Raw genomic sequence first — 25,218 nt, forward strand, 5'->3', positions numbered from 1 at the left:
CGCTCTCCACAGAGTTATCCACAGGCCGTGTTGCGTGTGGATAACGCCGCTCGTAGCGTGGGCGAGCGACCCAATGTCGGAAGTCCGTGATGTGCTGCGCAGATGGCCGTTCTCGGCCCGGACGACAGCACGACGCCCCAGGTCCCGGGTGTCGCGGTACCGCAGAACGTCGCAGCGAAGGGAGCAGTGTGTCGATCGCCGACATCTCAGAAGAGCGCATGGGCGGAAGCCCGCGCGGACCGGAGCGCACCCCGCCCCACGACCTGCTCGCCGAGCAGAGTGCACTGGGCGGCATGCTCCTGTCGAAGGATGCCGTCGCCGATGTGATCGAGACGCTCAAGGGCGCCGACTTCTACGTGCCGAAGCACGAGCTCATCTTCGAGGCGATCCTCTCGCTCTACTCGCACGGCGAGCCGACCGACGTCGTGGCCGTCACCGATGAGCTCATCAAGACGGGCGAGCTGGGCCGGGCCGGCGGTGCCGACTACCTGCACTCGCTCACCTCGATCGTCCCCACCGCGGCCAACGCCGGCTACTACGCCGGCATCGTCTCGGAGCGCGCGATCCTGCGCCGCCTGGTCGACGCCGGAACCCGCATCGTGCAGCTCGGCTACGCGGGTGAGGGCGATGCGACCGACATCGTCAACAACGCGCAGGCCGAGATCTACTCCGTCACCGGAACCGAGACCGCCGAGGACTACGTTCCCCTCACAAACGCCGTCGACGCCGCGATCGAGGAGATCGAGGCCGCGAACGGCCGCGACGGTTCGATGACCGGCATCCCGACCGGATTCCGTGAGCTCGATGAACTCACCAACGGCCTGCACGGTGGGCAGATGATCGTCGTCGCCGCCCGACCCGCCATGGGTAAGTCGACGCTCGCGCTCGACTTCGCGCGCGCAGCATCGATCGGTCACGACTTCCCGTCGATCTTCTTCTCGCTCGAGATGGGTAAGAGCGAGATCGCGATGCGTCTGCTCAGCGCCGAGGGCGCGATCCCGCTGCAGAACATGCGCAAGGGAACCCTCGACCCCCGCGACTGGACGACCGTCGCGGCGACCCGCGGGCGCATCAACGACGCCCCGCTCTACATCGACGACAGCCCCAACATGACGCTCGTCGAGATCCGCGCCAAGTGCCGTCGCCTCAAGCAACGCGCCGGACTGCGCATGGTCATCATCGACTACCTGCAGCTCATGACCTCGGGCAAGCGCGTCGAGTCGCGCCAGCAGGAGGTCTCGGAGTTCTCGCGAAGCCTCAAGCTCATCGCCAAGGAGCTGCAGGTTCCCGTCATCGCCCTGTCGCAACTGAACCGTGGTCCGGAGCAGCGTCAGGACAAGAAGCCCGCGATCAGCGACCTGCGTGAGTCGGGCTCGATCGAGCAGGATGCCGACATGGTGATCCTGCTGCACCGCGACTCCGTCTACGACAAGGACGTGCGTCCGGGCGAGGCCGACCTCATCGTCGCCAAGCACCGTAACGGTCCGACCGCCACGATCACGGTGGCGTTCCAGGGGCACTACTCACGCTTCATGGACATGGCCCCGGGTGGGGACTTCAACTGAGTGTAAATTCCCGCTGAACAGGTCAAATTCCCATCGCACTTGTCCAGAGATGACAATCTTGACAAGTCCAGGCTCTCGTCTGAAAAGTTTGCAAGGGCATTGGCTTATGCGCAGGCTGTGCGGGTTGTCTGTCCTCAGGAGTCTTATCCGGGCGGCTGGGCCAGAACCTCTCAAAGGTGGCAGCAGACTGACTGCGCGTTCGCCTTCCTTTCGCGTTAGCGACAGATGGCCACGCGCGGAGACACACCGGCACGCATCTGAAGCTTTAGTGCGCGATATGTGTGTCATACTAAAGTTTGCTGACGGAGTGGCTCCCGCTCCTCTAGAGCGTTTCTGAGGAGGCACGCCCGATGGTTCCGAATTCGCCGACCGATGCTCTCGGCCCGCATGCTGCCGACGCTCGAGATCTCTTGGTTGAGGTTGTGCAGTCTCGGCATGAGCGAGCGACGGAGGCGCACGAGGCCGCTGCTACCCGGTACGCAATCGGATTCGGCGGGCAGTGGCGGGATCTTCTCGAGGACACCGTTGATGCGTTCAAGGATCGTGGGTTCCAGCCCTATAAGCTCACGCCCGCCGGGTACCGGCTCCCGATCGTCAACGGCTGCCTGGTGTTTGTGTGGCGCGTGCCTGCGACGCCAGATGCGGTGAGCGGGTTCGCGTCCAGCAAGACGCGCATGAACGGCTTCTTCGCGCGGCAGCCGCTCGACCTTTTCGGATCAAGCTTCGTCGAAGGCGGCGATGAAATCCGTAACAAGAGCGAGCAGGTTGAATTCGAGCGCGCTCTGCGTGTCGCTGGCGAGGCCATGCCAGTCGTGCTCGTCAAGGTGCACTCGAATCCCCGGCAGCTGACCTCGATCGAGTGGGCGGTCGCTGAGTATGTGAGCGGCACGGTTCGCCTGCACGGCGACGAGATGATCTGGGAGGCAACATCCGAGACCACGGCTGCCAACGTCGACGTCGAGTCGTTCGACAGCGGCACGCCTGTCGCGCCCTCTGTAGAACTGCAGACCCAGAACCGGCCGTCGGATGGGTGAGAACTGGCCCGGCTTGTTCGAACTGCCCGGGGCATCGGTCGGCCTGGGCAGGTTCGAGCCAGCGCGTCTGACCCAAGCTCGTGTCAGGCAGGGCATTAGCAAGACGGATCTCGCAAGCGAGGTGAGCGTGTCGGCAGCAGCGATCGGGCAATACGAGGCAGGGATCAACTCGCCACGGCCCGACGTGCTTGACCGTCTGGCAGAGGCGTTGAACGTGCGCCCCGATTTTTTCAGCGTCGGCAGACCACTGGCGCGCATCGATACCGTGAACGCGCACTTCCGGAGCCTCCGCTCCGCGCGCGTTAGCGACCGGCAGCGTGCACTATCAACGGCGACGCTGGTGTGGGAGCTGACCTTCGCGCTCGAACGATACGTCAAGCTCCCAGAGGTTGACCTCCCCAAGGTCGTGCCGGGCACGAGCCCGGCCGACGCGGCAGCGACCCTGCGCCGCCATTGGCAGCTCCCGGACGGACCGGTCAAGCATTTAGTGGCAACGGCTGAGTCGCACGGCATCGTGATTGCGGTGCGACCGCTCGGCGAAGTCGACGCGGTCGATGCCTTCTCGGTGGTGATCGTGGACCGTCCTGTCGTGATTACCACTCCTCGACGCAGCGAAAACGTGTTCCGGCACCGATTCTCTATCGCCCATGAGATCGGGCACCTACTGCTGCACGCGGACACAGGGGAGCAGAGCGCGGCAATCGAGCGTGAGGCGGATGAATTTGCTGCAGCGTTCTTGACACCAGCACCGTCGATGGACGCGGCGCTTCCGCAACGCCTCGACCTCCTCGCCCTCGACCGGCTCGGGAGGACATGGGGAGTATCACCCCACTCACTGGTGCGACGGATGGTCGAGCGCGGACGCACTACCGATTCATCTGCGCGGCGCGCGTACCAGCGTCTTGCGACGGTCGAAGACCCGGCCGCGGACCCGACCAGCGCATACCCCGGAGAAGTTCCCACCTTGCTAAAGAAGGCGGCCGAGCTCGCCGCCGATAACGGCGCAGCAGTCCCCGCTCTCGCGGAGGCGCTTCGGCTTGCCCCGGGGCAGGTCCGCGACCTACTCGGCCAGCCGGACCGACGTCCCGTGCTGCGCATCGTCGGCGACGAGGACTGACCTTCAGTGGCATCAGTTGAGCAGCAGGTCCGCAGCGCGGACGCGGCAATCTGTCAGAACATCGCGAGTATCCCCGCGGACCGGGGCCTGCTGTCGCAGAATCTCCTCGCCCAACTTCGGAACCTCGTCGAAGGCCTCGCCGTCTGGGCCCACCTCAACGATTCCGCTGCTGAGTTCCGGGACAACCACCAGGTCGCTCGTGCGATGGAGCATGTCTGCGATTGCGTCCCGAGGAGGGAATACCGTCCGCGTTACGTGCGAGATCGAGCAGGTGCGAGTGTTCCGCGTCGGAGAGTTGGAGCGCACGGGACACTGCCTCCAGCACAGCGCCGGAGGCGCCGGCGATGGCCCCGCGTTCCAGTTTGGAGTAGTACTCGACGCTGACTCCGGCGAGGGTGGCGACCTCACTGCGGCGCAACCCGTCGACCCGCCGGTTCGACCCGGCAGGGATCCCGGCCGCGTCGGGTGACACGCGCGCACGACGGGTCATGAGGAACTCGCGGACCTCTGCTCGATTGTCCATACCCTCAGGCTAGGTCGACGGAGCCCCGAGTGGGATGCCCTATCAGTGCACCGATCGCCTCCCCACCGCGGCGCGACGGTGCGGGCTCGTGGTCAGGGCAGTGGGACGCCGGTTATGTCTCCGAGCTCCATGAGCAAGCGCGCTTGGAATCGGGTGTCGTTGGCCGCGGCGGCGGGGTGCTGGGTGTGATGGTGGTGCCAGTACCCGCCGGTAACGGGGGTGACATCCGGGGTGGTGGCGAGCCAGGTCTGCGTGCGGTGCCCTTCGGTGAGGTCATCCGGCGCGCCCGCGCCGCCCATCCGGGTGGGCACCCATCCCGGGTCCACGGCGTGGGTGGTCGTCCCAGACCATCGTGTGCTCATTGCGGCGCTGAGTGCGGTGACCCAGAGTTTGCTGTCGCTGTAGGAGCCGGCGGCAGAAGGCAGGCCGGTCAGGTCGGTGGACCCGCCTCTGTGCATCGAGCTGCTCAGGTAGATCAGTCGGGCCGGAGCAATCATGACCGCGGTGAGCAGGTACGGGGCGATCGTGTTGACGCGTACGGCGTCCGGCGGGTGCAGCGCGCCCGCGTTGTGGATGACCGCGTCGAACCGACCGTACTCGTTGGCTGATTGCCCGGCTCGCACCGTCTGCACCGGGTCGGAGAGGTCACCGATCACGGTTCCGTACCACGTACCGTGCGGGAGCCGGGCGGTGGTGCGTGCATGGACGACGACATCATGGCCGTCGGCGGACAGGGCGGCGGCGGTATTCAGTCCCAGGCCGGTTGACGAGCCGGTGACGAAGATCAGTGCCAAGAATGTTCCTTCTGCTCCAGGTTGCGGACTGCTTTTCTTCAATCCTCCGCTAATCGCCATCGGTGAAGGGTTCCCTGTCAGTACGCCCCTCATCAGGGACTCCCCAGCGGCGCGGAGAGAGGTGAGTCTTATTGGCATGACCGAACAGATCGTGCCGCGACGGCTGAGCTCCAGCCGGATTCTGCCCACACTGCTCCTGCTGCTGACGGTGTTCGGCCCGATCTCGATGGACCTTTACCTCCCCGCTCTTCCCGCGTTGACTGCGGACCTTGGCGCCATCACCTCGGTGGCGCAACTGACCGTGACGGCATGTTTGATCGGGCTCGCCGTCGGGCAGCTGATCGCCGGTCCTTTGTCGGATCGGTTCGGACGCCGCGGCATCCTGTGCATCGGCATCATCGCGTACGTCCTCACCTCCGCCCTCTGCGCCGTCAGCCCCACGGTGGAGTTGCTGATCGGGGCGAGGTTCGTGCAGGGGCTGGCCGGCGGGGTCGGGATCGTCATCGCCCAAGCCGCCGGCCGCGACATCTACACCGGCGGCGCGTTGATCCGGTTCTACGGACGACTCACCGTGGTGGGCGGTTTCGCCGCGATCATCGGGCCACTCCTGGGCGGTCTGCTCAACACGGTCACCGACTGGCGCGGGTTGTTCATCTTCCTCGCCGTCATCGGCGCCGGGATCCTTCTCATCACACTGGTGCTGTTCCCCGAGACGCTCCCGGCCGACCGGCGAACGACCGGCGGATTCACGGAGACGATGCGCGACTTCCGCAATCTGCTCTCGGACCGGGTGTTCGTCGGCGCCGTGCTGAACCAAGGGTTTCTTTACGCGGCGCTCTTCGCGTATCTCGCCGGTTCGACGTTCGTGCTGCAGGACATCTACGGGCTGTCCCCGCTGGGGTATGCCCTCGCCTTCGGGCTCAACTCCGCCGGTTTCATGACCTTCGGGTACCTCGCCGGCCGCGCCGCAGAACGGTGGAGCATCAGCGGCACGCTCGGCGCCGGCATCTTGATCGCCGGTGTCGGCGCCCTGGGACTGCTCGCTTCCGGGCTCACCGCGATGCCGCTTTGGGTGGTGATCGTGTCTCTGTTCCTCCTTGCAGGCGGTGTCGCGATCTCCTCACCCCCCGCCACCACCCTTGCGCTCGTTCACTATCCGCAGATGGCCGGCACTGCATCATCGTTGCTCGGGATGGTCCGGTTCGGGTTCGGTGGGATCGCCGCACCGTTAGTCGGGGTTGCTGGCGCCCTCAGCATCCTTCCCCTCGGCGTGGTGACCACCGTCGCAGTGCTCCTCGCAGGCGCCGCCTACCTCCTGCTCGCCCACAAGCGCACCCCGTCTGCGCCCGCCGCCTCGATCGCAGTCCCCACGGGGACCAGCGTCGCCAGCTGAAAAGAACACCGGTTCTCGTCCGCCACCCCTGAGGAGGAGTCATCGTGAACATCGAACCCGTTACCCCGACCGCGAAGAACCCACCGGAGCAGTTCGCCGGGGACGTGTGGGTGGACATGATCGCCGTCCCCCACGAAACGGACCAGCGGATGTCCGTCGCGGTCGTCAAGTTCGCGCCCGGCGCCCGCACCGCCTGGCACTCCCACGCTCGCGGGCAGTACCTCCGCGTCACCCAGGGAATCGCCCGCTTCGGCGACCGAGACGGCACGATCATCGAGGTCCATCCCGGGCAGACCCTCTACACCCGGCCCGGGCAAGACCACTGGCACGCCGCCGCCGGGGCCACCTTCATGGAACACATCGCCATGCTCGAAAACGGTGACGACCCGGCCACCACCACGACGTGGAAAGAACACATCACCGACGACGACTACGAAGGCCGCACCCCCGACGCCGACTACGAAGGACGCACGCCCGAAGGAGCGAAGTCATGACCGCACACGAGTCTTCCGCACAGCAATTACTCGGTGGCTTCGCCGACAAACTGGTCTCCCTCACCGACGATGTTCTCTTCGCCGACGTCTGGGAGCGCCCAGAGCTGGCCGCGCGCGACCGCAGCCTCCTCACCATCGCCGCGCTCGTCGCCGGCGGCAATACCGAACAGCTCCCCTTCCACCTCTCCCTCGGGCAGCGCAACGGACTCACGAAGGCCGAGATCGTCGAAGCGATCACCCACCTCGCCTTTTACACCGGGTGGCCGCGCGCGATGTCCGCGATCACCACCGCACGCACCACCCTCACCGGTAGTGATGACACGGACGGGGAACGCCGATGAAACGTCCCGGAGTGCTTCACGCCGTTGTGGGCGTGCTCGTGATCGCCGCGATGACCGCATGCGCCCCGACCCCCAACGCGACGCCCGCAGACCCACCCGTCCCCTCGGCGACCCCCACGGCTCCCGCCACCGCGGAACCACCTTCAGCCGCAGTGGCCGAGGAACCTGCACCGATCGTGGGCACGGTCGTGCGCTTCACCTCCGATCGCACCAGCGTCGATGTCACCATCGGGGAAGACAGCCCGGGTGTCCGCGACTTCCTCTCCCTTCTGCCGACACAGCTCACCTTCGAGGAATTCAATGGCAAGGAAAAGATCTCCTACCTCCCTCGCGAACTGAACTACGAAGGCTCACCCGGCTCCGATCCCGAAGACGGCGACCTCATCTACTTCACGCCCTGGGGGAACCTCGGCTTCTACTACGACGCATCAGGAATCGACTACTCCGATGCCACCCTCCACATCGGCACTTATAACGCGACCGAGGATCAGCTCGCTCTACTCGAAGGCTCTGTGACCGTCGAAATCGTCGACTGAGCGACGCCCGTATCCGCCACGAAAAGGGAGCACACCTCATGACCACCATCGCCATCATCGGAGCAGGCCCCGGACTCGGCGCCGCGATCGCACGCCGATTCGGCGGCGAGGGGCATGACGTCGCCGTGCTCGCCCGCAACCAGCGACGGCTGGACGCCCTCGCGCACGACCTCACGGTCACGGGGATCACCGCGCGCGGATACACAGCGGACGTCCGCGACGCTGCGAGCATCCGCACCGCCCTGGACCGTGCGGCACAGGAACTGGGCGCTATCGAAGTCCTCACCTACAACCCGTTGCCGCAGAAAGAGTTCCTTCGTCCCGTCCTGGAGACCACCGCGGAGGACCTGACCGGTGCTGTGGAGTTCTCGATCTACGCGCCCGTGGCGGCAGTGCGTCAGGTGCTGCCCGGCATGCGGTCACTCGGGGTCGGCAGCATCCTGTTCGTCAACGGCGGCAGCGCCGCCCGACCCAACGCGGCCGTCGCCGGAACATCGATCGCATTCGCCGGGCAGAGTGCCTATGGGCAGATGCTGCACGACACCCTGCACCCCGAACGGATTCACGTCGCGCAACTGATCATCCCGCGCGGGATCACCCCGGGCGACCCCACTCATGATCCCGACGTGCTCGCCGGGCTCCTCTGGGACATGCACACGAATCCGGGCGAGTTCCGCCGCTACGCCGACGACCTCGACGCCTGAACCCTCCGGAGAGACTTCGCATGACACATATTCCATCTCGGCTCACCTTTGCGATCCTCGCCGGCGCGGCCACGGCTGCGATGCTCTCCGGCTGTGCCGCGACATCGGCCAGCCCCAGCCCCACCCGAACCACCCAGCCGGTTCCGTCCGCCTCAGTGACATCCGCTCCGGCGGTCGCGGTCGCCCCGCAAGGTGATCCTGTCGAGGTCACCACCGGGTTGGTGACGCCGTGGTCGATCGCTTTCGACGGAGCAACGGCATTGATCAGCGAGCGAAACACCGCGAACATCCTCGAGGTTGCCGGCGACACCACGCGCGTCGTCGGGACCATTCCGGGAGTGGTGCAGCAGGGCGAGTCTGGTCTCCTCGGCATCGCCGTCGATGACCAGCGACGACTCTACGTCTACTCCACCGGAGGCGACGGCAACCGCATCCAGAGGTTCCCCCTCACCGGAGTAGCCGGCGCTCTCGCGCTCGGCGATGGTGAGACGATCCTCGACGGCATCCCCGCGGCGAGCTATCACGACGGTGGTCGGATCGCGTTCGGCCCCGACGGGATGCTGTACGCAACCACCGGCGACGCTGGACAGCGCAACGCCGCCCAGGACCGGCAGAGCCTCGGCGGGAAGATCCTCCGGATGACTCCCGACGGTGGCGTACCGGCCGACAACCCCTTCCCCGACTCGCTCACCTACAGCTATGGACACCGCAACCCCCAGGGCATCGCCTGGGCCGAGGACGGGACACTGTTCGCTGCGGAGTTCGGACAAGACACCTGGGACGAACTGAACATCATCACCCCCGGCGGCAACTACGGCTGGCCCACCGTCGAAGGCATCGCCGGCAACGGCGACTTCATCGAGCCTGTGCAGCAGTGGAACCCGGATGACGCGAGCCCCAGTGGCATCGCGATCGCGGGCGGCTCGGTGTTCATCGCCAACCTCCGCGGGCAGACCCTCCGCGCCGTTCCCGTGGCCGACCCCAGCACATCGACCGACTACTACAGCGGCACGTACGGGCGTATCCGACACGTCACCCAGGCCGCCGACGGGCAGCTGTGGTTCCTCACCAGCAATACCGACGGTTACGGCTCCGGCCCCCGCGACGGAGACGACCGGCTCCTCAGCGTCCCCCTCACCACCCAGCCATGACCCCAAGTGGGCGGCGCATCCACGCCCCCACGGACCCAGAAAGAAGCACATCATGCGCGCAACACTCATGTACGCCGCCGGTGACGTCCGCGTCGTCGACGTCCCCGAACCCACCATCGAGCAGCCCACGGATGCGATCATCCGCGTCACCTACGCCTGCGTCTGCGGGTCCGACCTGCACCCGTACCACGACCTCGGCGACACACCCGAGGGCCGACACATGGGCCACGAGGCCATCGGCGTGGTCGAGCAGATAGGTGACGAGGTCACCACCCTCAACGTCGGCGACACCGTGATCGTGCCGTTCGCCTGGTCTGATGGCACCTGCGCGTTCTGCCGCGACGGGATCACCACTTCCTGCGTCCACGGTGGGTTCTTCGACGCCGCGCCGTCGGCCACCCAGGCCGAGAAGCTTCGGATCCCTTACGCCGACGGCACCGCCGTCGCCGTCCCCGCCGGAACCGACGAAGCGCTCATGCCGTCCCTGCTCACACTCTCGGACGTGTACCTCACCGGCTACCACGCCGCCCTGCGCGGAGGCGTCGAGTCGGGCAAGACCGTCGCGGTGATCGGCGATGGTGCGGTGGGCCTCTCGGCCGTGCTCGCCGCCAAGCAGCTCGGCGCTGAGACCATCATTCTGATGGGCCGCCACACCGCCCGCACCGACCTCGGTCGCGAGTTCGGCGCCATGCACGTGGTCGCCGAACGCGGCGAAGAGGGCATCGCGAAGGTCCTCGCCCTCACCGGCGGCGAGGGTGCTCACGTCGTCCTCGAAGCGGTCGGTCACATGCCCGCTTACGAGCAGGCATACGGCATCGTCCGCCCCGGAGGGGTGATTTCTCGCGTCGGCGTGCCCCAGTATGAGGACGCTGCGGTCGGGTTCGCGTCACTGTTCGGCAAGAACGCGACGCTTACAGGCGGGCCGGCGACCGTCCGCGCCTATCTTGAGGCCGCCATTCCGCAGGTCATCGACGGCACCATCAACCCGGGCAAGGTCTTCGACCGGGAGATGCCCCTCGAGGACATCGCCGAAGCATACCGGCTCATGGACGCGCGCGAGGCCCTCAAGGTCCTCATCCGCCCCTGACGCTCCGAGCGCCCGGGCATGGCACCCGATCCAGCTGGACCGGGTGCCATGACGCCTGCTGGGGTGGTCTGGTGGACCACGTCACGACGCACCCCTTCCCCATTCCGCCACAGCCGAGTTGACTCGATAGCGAACGAGAGGAACGTCATGTCCCACCAGACCATCACCCTGAACAACGGACTCGCTCTCCCTTCCATCGGCTTGGGAGTGCTGTTGAGCGAGGGGAACGACGCGACGGCTGCTGTCACCAGCGCATTGCAGACCGGCTACCGCCTCATCGACACCGCCGCCGGCTACTTCAACGAACGCGAAGTGGGTCGGGGCATCCTCGAATCGGGCGTCGAGCGCAGCCAGATCTTCCTCACGACCAAACTGTGGATGACGGACTACGGCTTCGACAACACGCTGCGCGCGTTCGACACCAGCATTGCGAAGCTCGGTGTCGACTACCTCGACCTCTACATGCTGCACTGGCCGTGGCCGGCCAACTGGACTCAGACCATCGCTGCGTACAAGGCCGCGGAACACCTTCTCGCCGAGGGCCGGGTACGCGCCATCGGTGTGGCGAACTTCAAGCCCGAACACCTGACTGCACTGATGCGCGAGGCGGAGATCGTGCCCGCCGTGAATCAGGTCGAGCTGCACCCGAACTTCCAGCAGCCCGACCAGATCGCCGCACACAAGGCCCTCGGCATCACGACCCAGGCGTGGTCACCGATCGGCGGCGTGTACGGGTGGGCCGGCGAGAACGGGGCAGTGCCGCCGCTGCAGAACGAAACGATCCGCGGCATCGCTACGGCGCACGGGAAAACGCCCGCGCAGGTCATCCTCCGCTGGCACCTGCAGAACGGCCGCAGCGCCATCCCGAAGTCCGTGACGCCTGCGCGAATCGCCGAGAACCTCGACGTCTACGACTTCGAGCTGACCGAGGCCGACCTCGCGGCAATCGACGGTCTCGACACCGGCCGGCGAGGAGCGATCGATCCGGATGACGCGACGCCCGAGGTCATCGATCTCACCATCGACGCTGCCTGACATGTCAACACCGGACGAAGTAAGCAGCTTCCTGGTCTCCCGCCGTGCCCGGATCAGCCCCGAGCAGGCGGGTGTGCCCGCCTACACGGGCCATCGACGGGTACCCGGTCTGCGCCGTGAAGAAGTCGCCTTCCTCGCCGGGGTGAGTACCGACTACTACGCGAAACTGGAGCGCGGCAACACCCGTGGCGCGTCTCGCGAGGTGCTCGCAGCGATCGCGCGCGCGTTGCAGTTGGATGAGATCGAACGGGACCACCTGTTCAATCTTGTGGAGGTCACCACAACCCCACGCCGCCGCACACCGCGCCAGACCCCCGCACCGGCATCAGCCCCAGCACACAGGCCGTCCTCGACGCGCTCACGGTGCCCGCGATCGTGCAGAACCCCCGCCTAGACGTGGTCGCGGCCAACACCATGGGCGCAGCCCTCTACGGCCTGTCACGCACCGACCTCGCAGAGGGCGCATTCAACGGAGCCCGATTCCAGTTCCTCGACAGCCGTGCTGCCGACTTCTACGTCGACCACGAGCGCGGAAAGCGCAACGTGGTCGCACTCCTGCACCAGGCAGCAGGGCGCGACCCCTATGACGATGACCTCATCCGCCTCGTCGGCCAGCTCTCCACACAGAGCGCCGAGTTCCGAGCGCTCTGGGCGCAGCACGATGTCATCCGCTATCAGCGCGGGTCGAAGCGATACCGGCACCCCGCAGTCGGCCGCCTCGACTTCGCCTACGAGAGCTTCGACCTGAACACCGAACGCGGTCTCACGATGCTCGTCTACACCTACGAACCGAACTCGCCCACGGCGGACGGCATGACGCTGCTCGGTGCTCTCACACCGACGGATGCGACGAACGCCAAGCGCGGCGACGTCCCCGTCGACCATCCCTGACCTTCCCCTGGAGTCATCATGAACAACCTGATCACCCTCAACAACGGCGTCACTATCCCTAGCGTCGGGTTTGGCGTCTTCCAAAGCGCCCCCGCCGAGACGGCGGCCGCGGTCGAAACCGCGCTGAAGGCCGGATATCGCCACATCGACACGGCGGCCGGCTACGGCAACGAACGCGAGGTCGGCGACGGCATCCGCCGATCCGGCATCGACCCGGCCGAGGTCGTGATCGAGACGAAGGTCTGGGTCAGCGACTACGGCTTCGATGAGACGCTGCACGCCTTCGACAAGAGCGCAACCAAACTCGGCGTCTCGCGGATCGACGTGCTGATCCTCCACCAGCCCATGCCCCAGCACTTCGCGCGCACCGTTCAGGCGTACCACGCACTCGAGCGCCTCCTCGAGGACGGACAGGTGGGTGCCATCGGGGTGAGCAACTTCATGCCCCACCACCTCGCCGCCCTGCGCGAGCAGACCCAGATCGTCCCGGCGATCAACCAGGTGGAGCTGCACCCCTACTTCACACAAACCGCCGTACAGAAGGCGGATGCTGAACTCGGCATCGTGACGCAGGCCTGGTCACCGATCGGCGGGATCACGTTCTACCCCGGCTGGGGCGAGAACCGTAAGAGCGTCATGGACGACGAGACGATCGCCGGGATCGCGGCAGGCCATGGCAAGACTCCGGCGCAGGTCATGTTGCGCTGGCACCTGCAGCAGGGCCGATCCGTCATCCCCAAGTCGACCAACCCGGAGCGCATCGCTCAGAACATCGACCTCTTCGACTTCGAACTGACCACGGCAGAACTCACCGCCATCGATCGCCTTGACCGCGGTGTGCGCGGCGGGCCCGACCCCGACGAGGTCGACCCCTCGACGTGGAACGTCGAGATCCCCGAAGCCGAAACCCCGACGTCTACGACGAAAGGCTCATGATGCACACCCGCGTTCTCGGCGGCTCCCTCGAAGTGTCCGCTATCGGGCTGGGCTGTATGGGCATGTCGCAGGGATACGGCCCCAACCCGGGCGATAGAGCGGACATGATCCGCGTGCTCCGCTCCGCCCGCGACAGCGATATCACCTTCTTCGACACGGCTGAGGTCTACGGCCCCTACGCCAACGAGGAGCTCGTCGGCGAAGCCCTGGAGCCGCTCCGCGACGACGTCGTCATCGCGACGAAGTTCGGCTGGGACATCCAGGGCGGAAAGAGCGTCGGCCTCGACAGCCGCCCCGAGCAGATCCGGAGGGTCGCCGAAGCGTCCCTCCGTCGCCTCCGCACCGACGTGATCGACCTCTTCTACCAGCACCGCGTCGACCCTTCAGTGCCGATCGAAGATGTCGCTGGCGCGGTCGGCGACCTCGTGAGCGAAGGAAAGGTGCGGCACTTCGGCCTCTCCGAAGCATCGGCTGCGACGATCCGACGCGCGCACGCGACGTTCCCCGTCACCGCCGTGCAGAGCGAGTACTCCCTGTGGACGCGCGACCCCGAACCCGAAGTGCTCCCAGCGCTCCGCGAACTCGGGATCGGATTCGTCCCGTTCAGCCCGCTGGGCAAAGGCTTCCTCACCGGTACCGTCGACGACACCACGACGTTCGCACCGGACGACATCCGCGGGTCCATCCCGCGATTCGAGGTCGAGAATCGCGCAGCGAACAAGGAACTTGTGGACTTCGTCACCACGCTTGCCGACTCCCGCGGAGCTACCCCCGGGCAGATCGCTCTTGCATGGCTGCTGGCTCAGGATGCGTCGATCAGCCCGATCCCGGGAACCCGCCGCATCTCGCGGCTCGAAGAGAACGCCGCAGCTTCCACGGTGCCGCTCTCCGCCGACGACCTGAACGCTCTCGACTCCCTCGCCCGACGCGTCGGAGTATCGGGCGCCCGCTACAACGAACATCACCAATCCCTCGTCGGACGCTGACAACCGCCGGCGAAGGGGTACCCCCGCAGGGGACGTTTCGTCAGGGGCTCCCTCGCTCGCCACAACCGCCGTTCAATGGATACCAGCGCTACCCGCGCTTCCCCAACCACTTGGAGCTCGCGTGTCATCTGACATCCCCGTCCGCATCACTATGAACGACCGGACTATTGCCGGCGTGCTAAACACAAGCCCCGCAACGGTGTCACTGCTGGCATTGCTGCCGCTGGAGTTGTCGTTCACGGACTTCGGCGGCCAGGAGAAACTCGCCGCACTCCCGAAATCCCTCGACCTGGATGGCATGCCCATCGGGAGTAGCGCCGAGCCCGGGATGATCGGCTACTACGCACCCGACCAGGTACTGGTCCTGTTCTACGAATCCGTGGGTTATTACCGGGGCATCATCCCGCTGGGGACGTTCGAAGACGTCGCGTCCATTAAGGACGCGCGCCCATTCGCCGCGACAGTGAGCTCAGGCCGATGACCACAAACACCGCGACCACGCACATCGCCCGAGGATCGCAGGGCTCACGCCTCCCCGTGCCGGCGCTGATCTCGCTGGCGCTCATCGGGTTCATCCTGGTCGCGATGGAGACAATGCCGGCCGGCCTCCTTCCCGACATCGCGGCGGGCATGGGCACCAGCGAAGGAACCGTGGGGCTCTTCGTCAGCGCATACGCGCTGGGCACCGTGATCGTGACGGTTCCCGCCATCTCCCTCACCCGAGGCTTCCGTCGCAAACCACTGCTGCTCACCGCCGTAGCAGGACTGGTCCTCGCAAACGCCGTAACCGCAGTCTCAACGGACGTGGCGTTCTCCCTGGCTTCCCGGTTCGTCGCAGGGTCTTTCTCGGGGGTCATCTGGGGGATGCTCGCCGCATACGCGATCCGGATCAGCCCGCCCGCCCGCTCCGGCGTCGCCCTCTCGATCATGTCGATCGGCGCGCCTCTCGGCTTCGCATTCGGGACTCCGCTGGGCGCATTCATCGGCGCCGCGACGGACTGGCGCTGGGCCTTCGCCGGCCTCAGCATCCTCGGCATCGCGGTGGGGGCCGCTATCCTCGCCGTCGTTCCCGACGCCGCCCCAGTTCCTGCGGCTACGCGACTACCCCTGCACAAGGTACTTCGCCTGCGCGGGGTGCCGATCATCCTCATCATCATCGTCGTGTGGATGCTGGCCCACAGCACCATCTACACCTACATCGCCCCCTACCTTCGAGCAACGCAGACCGGCATCACCCCCGATCTCATGCTCCTCGTCTACGGCCTCGCCTCGCTCGTCGGCGTCGGACTCACCGGGGTCTTCCTCGACAGGTACCCGAGAGCGCTGCTGCACCTCTCCGCCGGGACCTTCGCCGCGGCCGGCGTGATCCTCATCATCGGGCAGGCCTCGACAGCGGCGGTCCTCGTCGCGGCCGTGCTGTGGGGTGTTGCCTTCGGTGGAACGGCACCGCAATTGCAGAACTCCCTCACACGCGCTGGCGGCGACAACGCCGACGCGGCCAACTCGTTCCTCCCCGTGGCGTTCAACCTCGCCATTTTCGGGGCCGGGATCTTCGGAGCGGCGTTGCTGACGGTCAATGACGGGACGATCCTCGCAGTCGCGATGGCGGCGCTTGGCACGCTCACGCTCGGACTCACATTCTGTGGTCGGCGCTCGGCATTCACCGCCAGTTGACCCCGCCGATGCCGCTGCCAACTCCCGACCGCATCCCGATGTGAGCCGCCGACGGAAAGGACACCCATGGACTGGGATGAGAACACGCTGGACCGGATCGTGCAGGCCGACGATCTGAAGATCGCCCCGCTGCGGGCCGATCGCAAGACATATGGCACGCCAACGTGGATCTGGGCGGTCGCAGTCGGGAACGACCTGTACGTCCGCGCATACAACGGCATCCGCTCGCGATGGTACCAAGCCGCGATCGCCAATCCGGAGGGCCGCGTCATCGCGGCAGGCGACACGTTCGACGTGGTGTTCGAGCCGGCACCCGCCGCTGTCGAGGACGCAGTGTCAGACGCATACCGCGAGAAGTATCGAGGCAGCACATACCTGCCGCACATGATCGCTGCAGGCCCAGTGTCTGCAACCGTGCGGATCTTGCCCGGGCACCCCTGATGTGAGCGGCTCCGCTAGGTGGGCCAAGCCGTCGTTCGGGACATCTCTCATCGGAATTCGAGCGCCGTTCCAGGGACAAATACCCACTGAAAACGGGTCGATTGGGACATCTGTCCGCGGAATTTACATTCAACTGAGAGGGTGAGGGCGGGCCCGGCGGCCCGGCTCACGCATCGAGTGAAGGCGCACGGCTAAGGGCGCGGCGAAGTTGCTTGATCGACGAGAAACCTGACTCCTCGGCGACCACGGAGACGGACAGGTCCCCGGCGGCAGCGAGACGGCGCGCTTCGGTCAGTCGTCGCCGCTCGATCTCGCGACGCGGGGTCGTTCCCAACCGCGCGAACGTGTCGTGCAGTGTGCGCACACTCACCGAGACCTCGCGTGCGAGCGCGGTGACGTCGAACCCCGCGTCGCGGAAGCCCGCTTCGATTGCGACCTGCGACGCCATGAAGAGGCCATCGCGATGGCGGGAGTCGCCGCTGCGCAGGGCTCCTGCCTCGTCGAGCGCTCCGGCGACGAGGTGCTCGAGCGCGCCTGCCGTGTGTCGTCGAGCGGATGCCGTCGTCGGCGTCGGCGCGTTGAGGAGGGTGTTCGTCATCGTCATGAGCGCGCGGATCGACGTATTGCGCATCGAGACCGGCTCATGGAAGCGGAAGCGCGAACGTCCCGGCTGCAGGAATGTCGGCTCGAGGTACCAGACGAAGCGCGCGGTGGTGGTCAGCGTGCGCGCGAGGGTGGGCGCCGCGCCCTCGAAGAGCACGAGCGATTCGGCCTCGGCGACGACGGCTCTGCCGTCGACATCGAACTCGAAGGCGCCCTCCACCGTGTAGACGAGGTACAGGCGTTGCGGGTCCGTCGTCAGGCTGTACCCGGCCGAGTTCGACCAGGCGCGTCCCGCGCCGAACGACGGATGCCGGGTGGTCTCGGCTACGAGGCCGGGGTCGATGCGCCCGCGCGGATGCCAGCCGAAGTCGTCGCACTTCTCCGCCGCCTGCGTTCCCATCGTGAGTAAGGACACCCCTGCCCCTTCCGCGAACCTGCGCTCAACCTACCGATATCCCGGCATCGGGCGCAACGATGCGGCGATGCGACGTCGACAGGCATCCGTCGGACAAATCCTGCACGCGGGGCGGACATTTTGTGCTGACTCCGGCCGCTGCGGGTCCGCTCTCAGCCGGTTCACCGATTTACTCCTGGGAGGAGGGGACTTTCCCACGCTTGACGACACCGTGCTGACGCACGTCGGCGGCGGCGTGGAACCCGAGGGTTCCTAGGAGATTGGTGGCACCCGAGCCTCCGCGCGCCCACTCCCATGGGGCGCGAGAACGCTCGAGTGTGCGAGAGGGGAAAGAACGATATGCGTGGAAACTCTGTTGTGCTCCGGAAGCGCTCGCGCGCGACCGGTGTACTTCTTGTCTTGATGGGCATGGTGTTGGCCATGTTCTCAGGGGTGTTCACGGCTCAGTCCGCGAATGCAGCCGAGGTGGATGGCATCACGAGCGTTGACATCGTCAACGCGCCGCCGTATGTGAAGGATGCGCAGTATCAAGTCGCTGCGACGTGGGCGGTGCCGGATTCGGCGCAGCCGGGTGACACTTTCACCCTGAACTTCCCTGACGCTCTTGTCGGGTTCGGGGCGACGATCGACCTGCCGGATGCTGATGGCAACATCGTCGGCACCTGCGCGGTCACCGAATCGCAGTTCGTCTGCACGCTCACGGATTTCGTCGCGACGCACAACAACGTGCACGGCACTTTGAACTTCAACGCGAAGTTCGTGGAGGAGTTCACGGAGGAGCAGATCGAGTTCACGACGGGCAACAACGTGACGATCGTGACGGATGTCGAGGGTGGTGTGGGTACGGCGGGCCCGGATGATGTTCCGACGTCGCCGACCAAGTTCGGGTACATGAACAACGACGGCACGTCGATGACGTGGGTGATCCGTGTGCCGAGCGAAGATCTCGGCTCGGGCCCGAACCCGATCATCACCGATGACTACGACGCGCCGCTGGTGTTCGACCCGGCCGGCCTCACCGTCCGTTCGATCGCCAAGGCGGACTGGGCGCAGAAGGACGATGAGAGCGTGTGGCAGTACCTGGGCCAGGGTGCCACGGCGGGCACTTCGTACACGTTGACCGATCGTCCGGCCGACACCGCGTTCGATGTGCAGCTGAACGGCGCGAACACCGACGGCTCTCGCGTGTACGAGGTCATCGTGGTGATGGATCTGCCCGTCGATGTCGCCGACGGTGATGTCTTCAACAACCGTGCCGTGGTCAACGGTACGACCTACAACGCGACGCCGGTTCCGTACGTGGACGCCGGTGGTGGTGGTGAGGGCGACAGCCTCGGCGACATCGCGCTCACCAAGACGGTCACCGGTTCGGGCGCCCCGCAGGTCGCGGGCACCTCGTACACGGTGAACTACTCCTACGGCACGACGAACGGCACGCTCACCGTCACCGACGGTCAGACCGCGGAGCTGAACGACGTGCCCGAGGGTGCGGTCATCACGCTCTCCGAGGTCCAGGCCACAGGCGAGGGCGTCGTCTACGGCACCCCGGTCTTCTCCGGAACCGGTGTCACCGACAACGGTGACGGCACCGCCACGGTCACGATGATCGACGGTGTGATCGAGATCGGTCTCGAGAACCCGGTCGAGCAGCTGCTGGGCGGTTTCGACGTGACCAAGGTCGTCACGGGCTCTGGCGCGGGCGTCGTCGCCGACGCGGAGTACACGGTGAACTACTCCTACGTCGCCGCGGGCGAGACCGTCACCGGTTCGCTCGTGATCGCCGACGGTGAGACTGATGGTCTGGCCGGGCTGCCGGTCGGCACCGTCGTCACGCTCTCGGAGGTCGCACCGACCGCCGCGAACGTCACCTACGGCACGCCGATCTACACGGGCACCGGTGTCACCGACAACGGCGACGGCTCCGCGACGTTCACCATCGGTGAGGGCACGGTCGCGATCGGGCTCGAGAACCCGGTGAACTTCAACCTGTACTCGTTCGCCGTCACCAAGACCGTCACCGGCGACGGTGCGGCCAAGGTCGTCGACATGTCCTACACGGTCGAGTACAGCGCGATGGTCCCGGGCGAGACCGAGCCCCGCGAAGACACCTTCGAGGTGCGCAACGGCACGGTCTACGAGATCGTCGACGTTCCCGAGGGCACCGTCATCACCCTGACCGAGATCGAGGCCACCGCCGACGGTGTCACGTTCCAGACCCCGAAGTTCACCGGCACCGGCATCACCGACAACGGCGACGGCACCGCAACCTTCACCCAGGGTGCGGGACTTGTCGAGATCGGTCTCGAGAACCCCGTCACCGTCGTGCCGCCGACCCCGAGCGGTTCGTCGACCACGACACTTGCGATCACGGGCGCCGACGCGACGCCGCTGATCGCGATCGCCGGGCTGCTGTCGGTGGCCGGTGCGGTCGCCCTCGGGACGCGATGGCGCCGCGGCCAGGCGTAATCCGCTGATCGAGAAGGGGTCGCGCATCATCCGATGCGCGACCCCTTCCTCTCGGCTGGAGAGGGAAACAGGATACGCCGGGCGCTGGAAGCGTTCCTCGTCAGCGAGAGCCCCGACGGGGCACGGCGTGCGTTCGGGCAGTCCCGATTACGGGAACATCTGCCGCAGCACGTCCCAGTCCTCGGTCTCAAGGGCGTGCGATGCGATCGCGCGGGCCTCCGGATGCACGCGCGGGCCGAGTCCGGCCCACACCCGCTGAGCCTCCGCGAGGTCCTTCGCGACGACCGCATTGCGCATGAAGTCGATGGCGTCGTAGTAGGGCCCGGTCTGCTCGCCGGGCTGGACATCGAACGGGCTGTACGGATCGACCCACGGCAGGGTCGGGTCGGGGCGCAGGTAGAGCACGTCTCCGGGGTTGATGTCGATGCGCACATGATTGTGCGACAGCACCGTCGTGTAGTCGATGCAGAATCGCTCGCCTATCGCGATGGGGCTGTCACCCGGCGCGACCACGTACGCGTAGATCTCGCCATCGTCGTCTTTCAGCACCTCGCCGCGCGCCAGCTCCGATGGCCCCATCTCCACGAGCTCGCCGAGGAGCTTCGAATGGAAGGGCTCGTTGTCCTCGGCCCTGATGTTGATCCGCGCGCTCGCCGTGCACTCGCCCGGTCCGTCGGCGGGCACCGAGATGCCGTCGCCGAGGTCGACCAGACCGTCGTCGGATGCCGGGTCAGCGGTCGGTTTCGGAGACTCGGTCGCGGCGGGAGAGCCCGACCCCGCACCGAACACTCCGGTGACCCAGGTCGTGGCTCCGATCATCGCCGGCAGCGCGAGAACGAGCAGCCCCGTAACGACGGCTGCAGACACGACCATCGTGATCTTCGTCGAACGCTTCATCTTGCTCAGCATCCCATCACCGGCGATAGGGCGCCAGCGCCGGATCGCTGTCGCAGCACCGCCCGCCTACCGCTTCCCCACCCGCACGTATCGATGCTCGGGCCGACCGGTGGTGCCGTAGCGCAGTCGCACCTCGACCTGGCCCCGCGTCGCGAGGGCCGCGAGATGGCGCTGGGCTGTCGCGCGTGAGATTCCCACGCGCTCGGCGACCTCGGCGGCGGATGCCTCGTCATCGTCGCCCAGGCCGTCGAGGATGAGCTGCTCGGTCGCCGAGCGCGAGACGGTCGCGGGCTCGGCGCCACCGGCCATGATCGACATCGCACGGTCGATGCGCTCCTGGGTGAGCGCCGCGTCGCCGCCGAGCAGATTGCGCATGCGGGCGTAGCGGCGCAGCCGGTCGACGAGCGCCGTGGCGTCGAAGGGCTTGGCGAGGTAGGCGAGGGCGCCGGCGTTGATCGCGCGCCGCACGGTCACGGCATCCGTCGCCGCGGACAGCACGAACGCGTCGCGCTCGGTGTCGGCGACGAAGCGGATGCCGTCGCCATCGGGCAGATACGCATCGACCAGCAGCAGGTCGGGCTGATGCGCGCGCAGCGCCTGGCGGGCGGCGTCGAGCGTGTGCACCGCCTCGAGCGGGGTGAACCCGGGCACGCTCGCCACCGCGTCGCGGTGCAGCCCCGCCACGCGGAAGTCGTCATCGATCACGAGCACGCGGATGTCGTCGGTCATTGTTCCTCCAGATGCCGGTCGTCGTCGGGCGGTCGCACCGCAGAAGGGATGCGGGCGCCGAACACGGCGCCATGGGCGCCCTCGCCGCCACCACCACCCGGCGAGATCAGCCACACGTCCCCACCGCGCCGGCGGGCGAGGTCGCGGGAGAGCGGCAGCCCGTAGCCGTGGCCGTGCACGGGTCCGGCATCGGATGCGTCGGAACCGGAGCGCACGGCGATCGTCTCGGTGGTCGGGGCGAAGGGGTCGCGGTCGGGCGGGGTGATGCCCGCGCCGGAGTCGGCGACCGTCAGCACCAACTCGCTGCCGTCGGTGAGGACGGTGACGTCGACCCGTCGCGGCTCGACGCCGGCGACGGCAGCACGGATCGCGTTGTCGACCAGGTTTCCCAGCACGGCAGCGACGTCTTCGGCGGCGGTCACCTCACCGAGCAGGAGCGTGTCGTCGGTGATGACCAGCGCGACACCGCGCTCGCGGGCCGTGACCGCGGTCGCTCCGAGGAACGACTGCAGGAAGGGATCGGGCACCCGCTCGATCCCCTCGACATCGCCGCCCACCGACCCGCGGTGCGTGAGCTCGTCGAGGAAGGCGCGTGCCTCACGTCCACGGTCGGCGTCGAGCAGGCCGGAGACCACGTGCAGACGATTGGCGAACTCGTGACGCTGCACCCGGAGTGCCTCGGTCGTCGCACGTACGGTCTCGAGGCGACCGGCGAGGGCCTCGATGTCGGTGCGATCCCGCACGACCACGACCACCCCGAGCGGTCGGGCCTCGCGCACGACCGGGCGGGCATCGAGATACAGCACCCGATCGCCGACCACCGTTTCGGCGCTCGCACCGCGACCGTCGAGCATACGACGCACGGTGTCGTCGAGGCCGAGCGACGAGACGCGGCGACCGACGGGGGAGTCGAGCTGCAGCATCCGCTCCGCCGCGCTGTTGCAGACGCGCACGACGCCCTCCGGGTCGACCGCGAAGACGCCGTCGCCGACCCCCTCGAGCACGGCGGCCTGGTTCTGCACGAGCGCGACGAGGTCTTCGGGCTGCAGGCCCAGCGTCAGCCGCTCGAAGCGGCGCCGCAGCAGAAGCGTGGCCAGGGCCGCCAGGCCCAGGGCCGCGACCCCCGCGACCGCGATCGTCGCGATCAGAGCGGGCAGTTCGTCGAACACGCTCGCGCGCTCGAATCCGACGCTCACCTCGCCGACCGGCGGCTCGCCGGCCGTCGCGTAGATCGGCACCTTCGCGCGCGCCGATTCGCCGAGCGTGCCGACCTCCCAGTCGACGACCTCGGTTCCGCGCAGCACTTCTTCGAACGGGGTCGAGACGACCTGGCCGAGCAGATCCTGGTTGGGGTGGGCGAGGCGGATGCCGTGATCGTCGGTGATCACCACGAACAGGGCATCGGTGCGATCGGCGACGTCGACCGAGATCTGCTGCAGGGGTCCGCCGCGCAGCGCCGCCGCCTCGGGCGTGCCGGGATCGGCGGAGAACTCGGCGACGAGCTGACGGACATCGGGGTCCTCGGCGAGGGTGCGGGCGATGTTGAGCGCGGTCGCCTCGGACTCGGCGCGCAGCTGCTGCACGCCGAGCCATCCGAAGACGAGGGTGCAGACGGTGACGACCGCGGCGACGGTCGCGAGCTGCACGAGCAGCAGTCGGGTGGCGAAACGCACCGGGCAACCTCCTCGTCGCGTCGTGAGCACAATGCGCAGAACACACGCTACGCGCACAACGTGCAGCAATGCGACATAGCGCGCGCGGCGTCTGCGATCGACCTAGTCTCTCGGGATGCGCCGCACGCGGTGCTCCGCTCTGATGCACGACACGACGAAGGAGTCGATGTGAACGTGGAACCTGGGATCCTGCTCTCCGCCGAGGAGGGCTACGCGACGGCGTTCCTGCCGCCCGAGGGCGTGCTCGTGGCCCTCGGGTTCACGATGGTGCTCGTCTTCATGGCGCTCATCATGACCCGCCGTCTCACCCCGATGGTCGCCCTCATCCTGGTGCCGACGGTGTTCGGGCTCTTCGCCGGCGCCGGTCTCGGCCTCGGCGAGATGATCATCGACGCGATCTCCGACATGGCCCCGACCGCCGCGCTGCTGATGTTCGCCATCATGTACTTCGGCATCATGATCGACGTCGGACTCTTCGACCCGCTCATCCGCTTCATCACCCGGTTGCTCGGCGACGACCCGGCCAAGATCGTGCTCGGCACGGCGATCCTGGCCGGCGCGGTCTCGCTCGACGGCGACGGCTCGACGACCTTCATCATCACCACCTCGGCGATGCTGCCCATCTACCTGAAGCTCGGCATGAACCCGGTCGTGCTCACCTGTGTCGCCGGTCTCATGAACGGCACCATGAACATCGTCCCCTGGGGTGGCCCGACCGTGCGCGCCGCGACCGCACTCGGCCTGCAGCCCACCGACGTCTTCGTGCCCATGCTTCCCTCGCTGGGGGCCGGCCTCATCGTCGCCCTGCTCTTCGCCTGGTTCCTCGGGCTGGGAGAGCGCAAGCGCCTCGGCAGCATCGACCCCGATCGCATCGGCGGCTCGGCGGGCACCGGTTCGAAGGTGTTCCGCGGCGGCAACGCCACCCCCGGTGCCCGAGCCACACTGCGCACCGGCAACATCGTCACCCTCGCCGGCGGCCGCGGAGGCCTGCCGGCGGCGACCGCGCTGCTCGACCGCGAGGACACGGCGATGGCCGACACGATGCTCGACCCGAACCGCGCCACGCTGCGCCCGAAGCTCATCTGGGTCAACCTCGCCCTCACCGCGGCGGTCATGGTGCTGCTCGTCGCCGACATCTTCCCGCTCGCCTACGTCTTCATGGTCGGGGCGGCGGTCGCGCTGGTGATCAACTTCCCGAAGCTCAAGAGCCAGGCCGACGAGATCGTCGCCCACGCCCCGAGCATCGTGGGCGTCGTCTCGATGGTGCTCGCCGCCGGCGTGCTCGTCGGCGTGCTGAACGGCACGGGCATGGTCGACGCGATGGCCGGCTGGATCACGACCGCCATCCCCACCGCGCTCGGACCGTTCCTCGCGGTGATCACCGGCATCCTGTCGATCCCGCTGACGTTCTTCATGTCGAACGACGCCTTCTACTACGGCATCCTGCCGGTGCTGGCTCAGAGTGCCGAGCACTTCGGCATCGAACCCGTCGAGATGGCTCGGGCATCGATCACCGGCCAGCCCGTGCACCTGCAGAGCCCGCTGGTGCCGGCGATCCTGCTGCTGGTCTCGCTCGCGAGCGTCAACCTCGGCGACCACCACAAGAAGGTGTTGTGGCGGGCGTGCGCGGTGTCGCTGGTGATGCTCGCGGTCGGCGTGCTGGTGGGGGCGGTACCGCTCGCGGCGTGACGCCTCGCAGGCAGCGAAGCACTCGATCGGCCGGAGTCAAGCCC

The 25,218-nt window shown here is 67.1% G+C and carries 25 protein-coding genes and 1 pseudogene; 20 read left to right on the plus strand and 6 right to left on the minus strand.

The features are described 5' to 3' along the window. Positions 1–218: 218 nt before the first annotated feature. The 3 genes from dnaB (at position 219) to ACI2JZ_RS07050 (ending at position 3,716) form a co-directional block, all read left to right on the plus strand. Positions 219–1,565: a replicative DNA helicase gene (gene dnaB / locus ACI2JZ_RS07040; RefSeq protein ID WP_247624751.1), complete on the plus strand. Its 1,347-nt coding sequence runs from the start codon at positions 219–221 to the stop codon at positions 1,563–1,565. Positions 1,566–1,915: 350 nt separating this feature from the next. Further along, positions 1,916–2,599 carry a hypothetical protein gene (locus tag ACI2JZ_RS07045; RefSeq protein WP_404597005.1) on the plus strand — a complete coding sequence of 228 codons (684 nt, stop codon included), beginning with the start codon at positions 1,916–1,918 and terminating at the stop codon, positions 2,597–2,599. Next, complete coding sequence (locus ACI2JZ_RS07050; RefSeq protein WP_404597006.1) at positions 2,592–3,716, plus strand: XRE family transcriptional regulator; 1,125 nt, start codon at positions 2,592–2,594, stop codon at positions 3,714–3,716. Before ACI2JZ_RS07045 ends, ACI2JZ_RS07050 begins: the two co-directional genes overlap by 8 nt. Before the next feature lie 208 nt (positions 3,717–3,924). On the opposite strand, the pseudogene ACI2JZ_RS07055 reads toward ACI2JZ_RS07050, so the two are convergent. Both ACI2JZ_RS07055 and ACI2JZ_RS07060 read right to left on the minus strand, forming a co-directional pair. Continuing rightward, positions 3,925–4,239 (minus strand): annotated as a pseudogene (locus ACI2JZ_RS07055) (helix-turn-helix domain-containing protein); the annotation flags it as partial. A gap of 92 nt (positions 4,240–4,331) precedes the next feature. Continuing rightward, positions 4,332–5,033, minus strand: coding sequence for an SDR family NAD(P)-dependent oxidoreductase (locus ACI2JZ_RS07060; protein ID WP_404597007.1), 702 nt, complete (start codon positions 5,031–5,033; stop codon positions 4,332–4,334). Positions 5,034–5,169: 136 nt separating this feature from the next. Between ACI2JZ_RS07060 and ACI2JZ_RS07065 the strand changes: the two genes are divergently transcribed. The 15 genes from ACI2JZ_RS07065 (at position 5,170) to ACI2JZ_RS07135 (ending at position 16,702) form a co-directional block, all read left to right on the plus strand. After that, complete coding sequence (locus ACI2JZ_RS07065) at positions 5,170–6,426, plus strand: multidrug effflux MFS transporter (protein ID WP_404597429.1); 1,257 nt, start codon at positions 5,170–5,172, stop codon at positions 6,424–6,426. A 44-nt stretch (positions 6,427–6,470) separates the two neighbouring features. Next, positions 6,471–6,920 (plus strand): cupin domain-containing protein, encoded by a 450-nt coding sequence (locus ACI2JZ_RS07070; protein WP_404597008.1) that lies wholly within the window; start codon positions 6,471–6,473, stop codon positions 6,918–6,920. After that, positions 6,917–7,261, plus strand: coding sequence for a carboxymuconolactone decarboxylase family protein (locus ACI2JZ_RS07075; protein WP_404597009.1), 345 nt, complete (start codon positions 6,917–6,919; stop codon positions 7,259–7,261). The genes ACI2JZ_RS07070 and ACI2JZ_RS07075 overlap by 4 nt, the downstream gene beginning before the upstream one ends. A 176-nt stretch (positions 7,262–7,437) precedes the next feature. Further along, positions 7,438–7,797, plus strand: a complete 360-nt coding sequence (locus ACI2JZ_RS07080) for a cyclophilin-like fold protein (RefSeq protein WP_404597010.1) — start codon at positions 7,438–7,440, stop codon at positions 7,795–7,797. 38 nt (positions 7,798–7,835) lie between these two features. Further along, positions 7,836–8,501 carry an SDR family NAD(P)-dependent oxidoreductase gene (locus ACI2JZ_RS07085; protein WP_404597011.1) on the plus strand — a complete coding sequence of 222 codons (666 nt, stop codon included), beginning with the start codon at positions 7,836–7,838 and terminating at the stop codon, positions 8,499–8,501. Between the two features lie 20 nt (positions 8,502–8,521). Then, the gene (locus tag ACI2JZ_RS07090) at positions 8,522–9,652 is read left to right on the plus strand and encodes a PQQ-dependent sugar dehydrogenase (protein WP_404597012.1); all 1,131 of its coding nucleotides are present in this window, start codon (positions 8,522–8,524) and stop codon (positions 9,650–9,652) included. Between the two features lie 52 nt (positions 9,653–9,704). Next, entirely contained in the window at positions 9,705–10,739 is a 1,035-nt protein-coding gene (locus ACI2JZ_RS07095) for a zinc-binding dehydrogenase (protein ID WP_404597013.1), read from the plus strand. Between the two features lie 147 nt (positions 10,740–10,886). After that, positions 10,887–11,774 (plus strand): aldo/keto reductase, encoded by an 888-nt coding sequence (locus ACI2JZ_RS07100; RefSeq protein ID WP_404597014.1) that lies wholly within the window; start codon positions 10,887–10,889, stop codon positions 11,772–11,774. A gap of 1 nt (position 11,775) precedes the next feature. Then, the gene (locus ACI2JZ_RS07105; protein WP_404597015.1) at positions 11,776–12,168 is read left to right on the plus strand and encodes a helix-turn-helix domain-containing protein; all 393 of its coding nucleotides are present in this window, start codon (positions 11,776–11,778) and stop codon (positions 12,166–12,168) included. After that, on the plus strand, positions 12,138–12,665 hold the full coding sequence (locus ACI2JZ_RS07110) for a hypothetical protein (protein WP_404597016.1): 528 nt from the start codon (positions 12,138–12,140) through the stop codon (positions 12,663–12,665). The genes ACI2JZ_RS07105 and ACI2JZ_RS07110 overlap by 31 nt, the downstream gene beginning before the upstream one ends. Positions 12,666–12,683: 18 nt before the next feature. Continuing rightward, positions 12,684–13,601, plus strand: coding sequence for an aldo/keto reductase (locus ACI2JZ_RS07115; protein WP_404597017.1), 918 nt, complete (start codon positions 12,684–12,686; stop codon positions 13,599–13,601). Further along, the gene (locus ACI2JZ_RS07120) at positions 13,601–14,587 is read left to right on the plus strand and encodes an aldo/keto reductase (protein ID WP_404597430.1); all 987 of its coding nucleotides are present in this window, start codon (positions 13,601–13,603) and stop codon (positions 14,585–14,587) included. Before ACI2JZ_RS07115 ends, ACI2JZ_RS07120 begins: the two co-directional genes overlap by 1 nt. Before the next feature lie 121 nt (positions 14,588–14,708). Then, complete coding sequence (locus ACI2JZ_RS07125) at positions 14,709–15,068, plus strand: cyclophilin-like fold protein (RefSeq protein WP_404597018.1); 360 nt, start codon at positions 14,709–14,711, stop codon at positions 15,066–15,068. Beyond that, a complete protein-coding gene (locus tag ACI2JZ_RS07130) occupies positions 15,065–16,261 on the plus strand; it encodes an MFS transporter (RefSeq protein ID WP_404597019.1) in 1,197 nt (398 codons plus the stop codon). Before ACI2JZ_RS07125 ends, ACI2JZ_RS07130 begins: the two co-directional genes overlap by 4 nt. Positions 16,262–16,327: 66 nt before the next feature. Beyond that, positions 16,328–16,702, plus strand: a complete 375-nt coding sequence (locus ACI2JZ_RS07135) for a DUF2255 family protein (protein ID WP_404597020.1) — start codon at positions 16,328–16,330, stop codon at positions 16,700–16,702. Positions 16,703–16,868: 166 nt separating this feature from the next. Here the strand turns inward: ACI2JZ_RS07135 and ACI2JZ_RS07140 are convergent, their stop codons facing one another. Beyond that, positions 16,869–17,720 (minus strand): helix-turn-helix domain-containing protein, encoded by an 852-nt coding sequence (locus ACI2JZ_RS07140; RefSeq protein WP_404597021.1) that lies wholly within the window; start codon positions 17,718–17,720, stop codon positions 16,869–16,871. Between the two features lie 420 nt (positions 17,721–18,140). On the opposite strand from ACI2JZ_RS07140, the gene ACI2JZ_RS07145 reads away from it, so the two are divergent. Then, complete coding sequence (locus ACI2JZ_RS07145; protein WP_404597022.1) at positions 18,141–20,186, plus strand: DUF5979 domain-containing protein; 2,046 nt, start codon at positions 18,141–18,143, stop codon at positions 20,184–20,186. 147 nt (positions 20,187–20,333) lie between these two features. Here ACI2JZ_RS07145 and ACI2JZ_RS07150 read toward each other — a convergent pair whose 3' ends face one another. The 3 genes from ACI2JZ_RS07150 to ACI2JZ_RS07160 form a co-directional block, all read right to left on the minus strand. Further along, a complete protein-coding gene (locus ACI2JZ_RS07150) occupies positions 20,334–21,083 on the minus strand; it encodes a LysM peptidoglycan-binding domain-containing protein (RefSeq protein WP_404597023.1) in 750 nt (249 codons plus the stop codon). 66 nt (positions 21,084–21,149) lie between these two features. Next, positions 21,150–21,812, minus strand: coding sequence for a response regulator (locus ACI2JZ_RS07155; RefSeq protein WP_404597024.1), 663 nt, complete (start codon positions 21,810–21,812; stop codon positions 21,150–21,152). Beyond that, positions 21,809–23,485 (minus strand): ATP-binding protein, encoded by a 1,677-nt coding sequence (locus ACI2JZ_RS07160; RefSeq protein WP_404597025.1) that lies wholly within the window; start codon positions 23,483–23,485, stop codon positions 21,809–21,811. The genes ACI2JZ_RS07155 and ACI2JZ_RS07160 overlap by 4 nt, the downstream gene beginning before the upstream one ends. Before the next feature lie 264 nt (positions 23,486–23,749). On the opposite strand from ACI2JZ_RS07160, the gene ACI2JZ_RS07165 reads away from it, so the two are divergent. Next, positions 23,750–25,174, plus strand: a complete 1,425-nt coding sequence (locus tag ACI2JZ_RS07165) for a CitMHS family transporter (RefSeq protein WP_404597431.1) — start codon at positions 23,750–23,752, stop codon at positions 25,172–25,174. The last annotated feature ends 44 nt before the right edge of the window (positions 25,175–25,218 follow it).

Source organism: Microbacterium sp. NPDC087868 (assembly GCF_044900755.1).
Classification (GTDB): Bacteria; Actinomycetota; Actinomycetes; order Actinomycetales; family Microbacteriaceae; genus Microbacterium; species Microbacterium galbinum.

Coding starts and splice junctions, on each gene's coding strand:
- ACI2JZ_RS07120 (WP_404597430.1), top strand. CDS start 13,601: ATGCACACCCGCGTTCTCGGCGGCTCCCTCGAAGTGTCCGCTATCGGG.
- ACI2JZ_RS07135 (WP_404597020.1), top strand. CDS start 16,328: ATGGACTGGGATGAGAACACGCTGGACCGGATCGTGCAGGCCGACGAT.
- ACI2JZ_RS07085 (WP_404597011.1), top strand. CDS start 7,836: ATGACCACCATCGCCATCATCGGAGCAGGCCCCGGACTCGGCGCCGCG.
- ACI2JZ_RS07090 (WP_404597012.1), top strand. CDS start 8,522: ATGACACATATTCCATCTCGGCTCACCTTTGCGATCCTCGCCGGCGCG.
- ACI2JZ_RS07150 (WP_404597023.1), bottom strand. CDS start 21,083: ATGAAGCGTTCGACGAAGATCACGATGGTCGTGTCTGCAGCCGTCGTT.
- ACI2JZ_RS07075 (WP_404597009.1), top strand. CDS start 6,917: ATGACCGCACACGAGTCTTCCGCACAGCAATTACTCGGTGGCTTCGCC.
- ACI2JZ_RS07065 (WP_404597429.1), top strand. CDS start 5,170: ATGACCGAACAGATCGTGCCGCGACGGCTGAGCTCCAGCCGGATTCTG.
- ACI2JZ_RS07115 (WP_404597017.1), top strand. CDS start 12,684: ATGAACAACCTGATCACCCTCAACAACGGCGTCACTATCCCTAGCGTC.
- ACI2JZ_RS07100 (WP_404597014.1), top strand. CDS start 10,887: ATGTCCCACCAGACCATCACCCTGAACAACGGACTCGCTCTCCCTTCC.
- ACI2JZ_RS07105 (WP_404597015.1), top strand. CDS start 11,776: ATGTCAACACCGGACGAAGTAAGCAGCTTCCTGGTCTCCCGCCGTGCC.
- ACI2JZ_RS07155 (WP_404597024.1), bottom strand. CDS start 21,812: ATGACCGACGACATCCGCGTGCTCGTGATCGATGACGACTTCCGCGTG.
- ACI2JZ_RS07130 (WP_404597019.1), top strand. CDS start 15,065: ATGACCACAAACACCGCGACCACGCACATCGCCCGAGGATCGCAGGGC.
- ACI2JZ_RS07095 (WP_404597013.1), top strand. CDS start 9,705: ATGCGCGCAACACTCATGTACGCCGCCGGTGACGTCCGCGTCGTCGAC.
- dnaB (WP_247624751.1), top strand. CDS start 219: ATGGGCGGAAGCCCGCGCGGACCGGAGCGCACCCCGCCCCACGACCTG.
- ACI2JZ_RS07165 (WP_404597431.1), top strand. CDS start 23,750: ATGGTGCTCGTCTTCATGGCGCTCATCATGACCCGCCGTCTCACCCCG.
- ACI2JZ_RS07145 (WP_404597022.1), top strand. CDS start 18,141: ATGTTCTCAGGGGTGTTCACGGCTCAGTCCGCGAATGCAGCCGAGGTG.
- ACI2JZ_RS07050 (WP_404597006.1), top strand. CDS start 2,592: ATGGGTGAGAACTGGCCCGGCTTGTTCGAACTGCCCGGGGCATCGGTC.
- ACI2JZ_RS07045 (WP_404597005.1), top strand. CDS start 1,916: ATGGTTCCGAATTCGCCGACCGATGCTCTCGGCCCGCATGCTGCCGAC.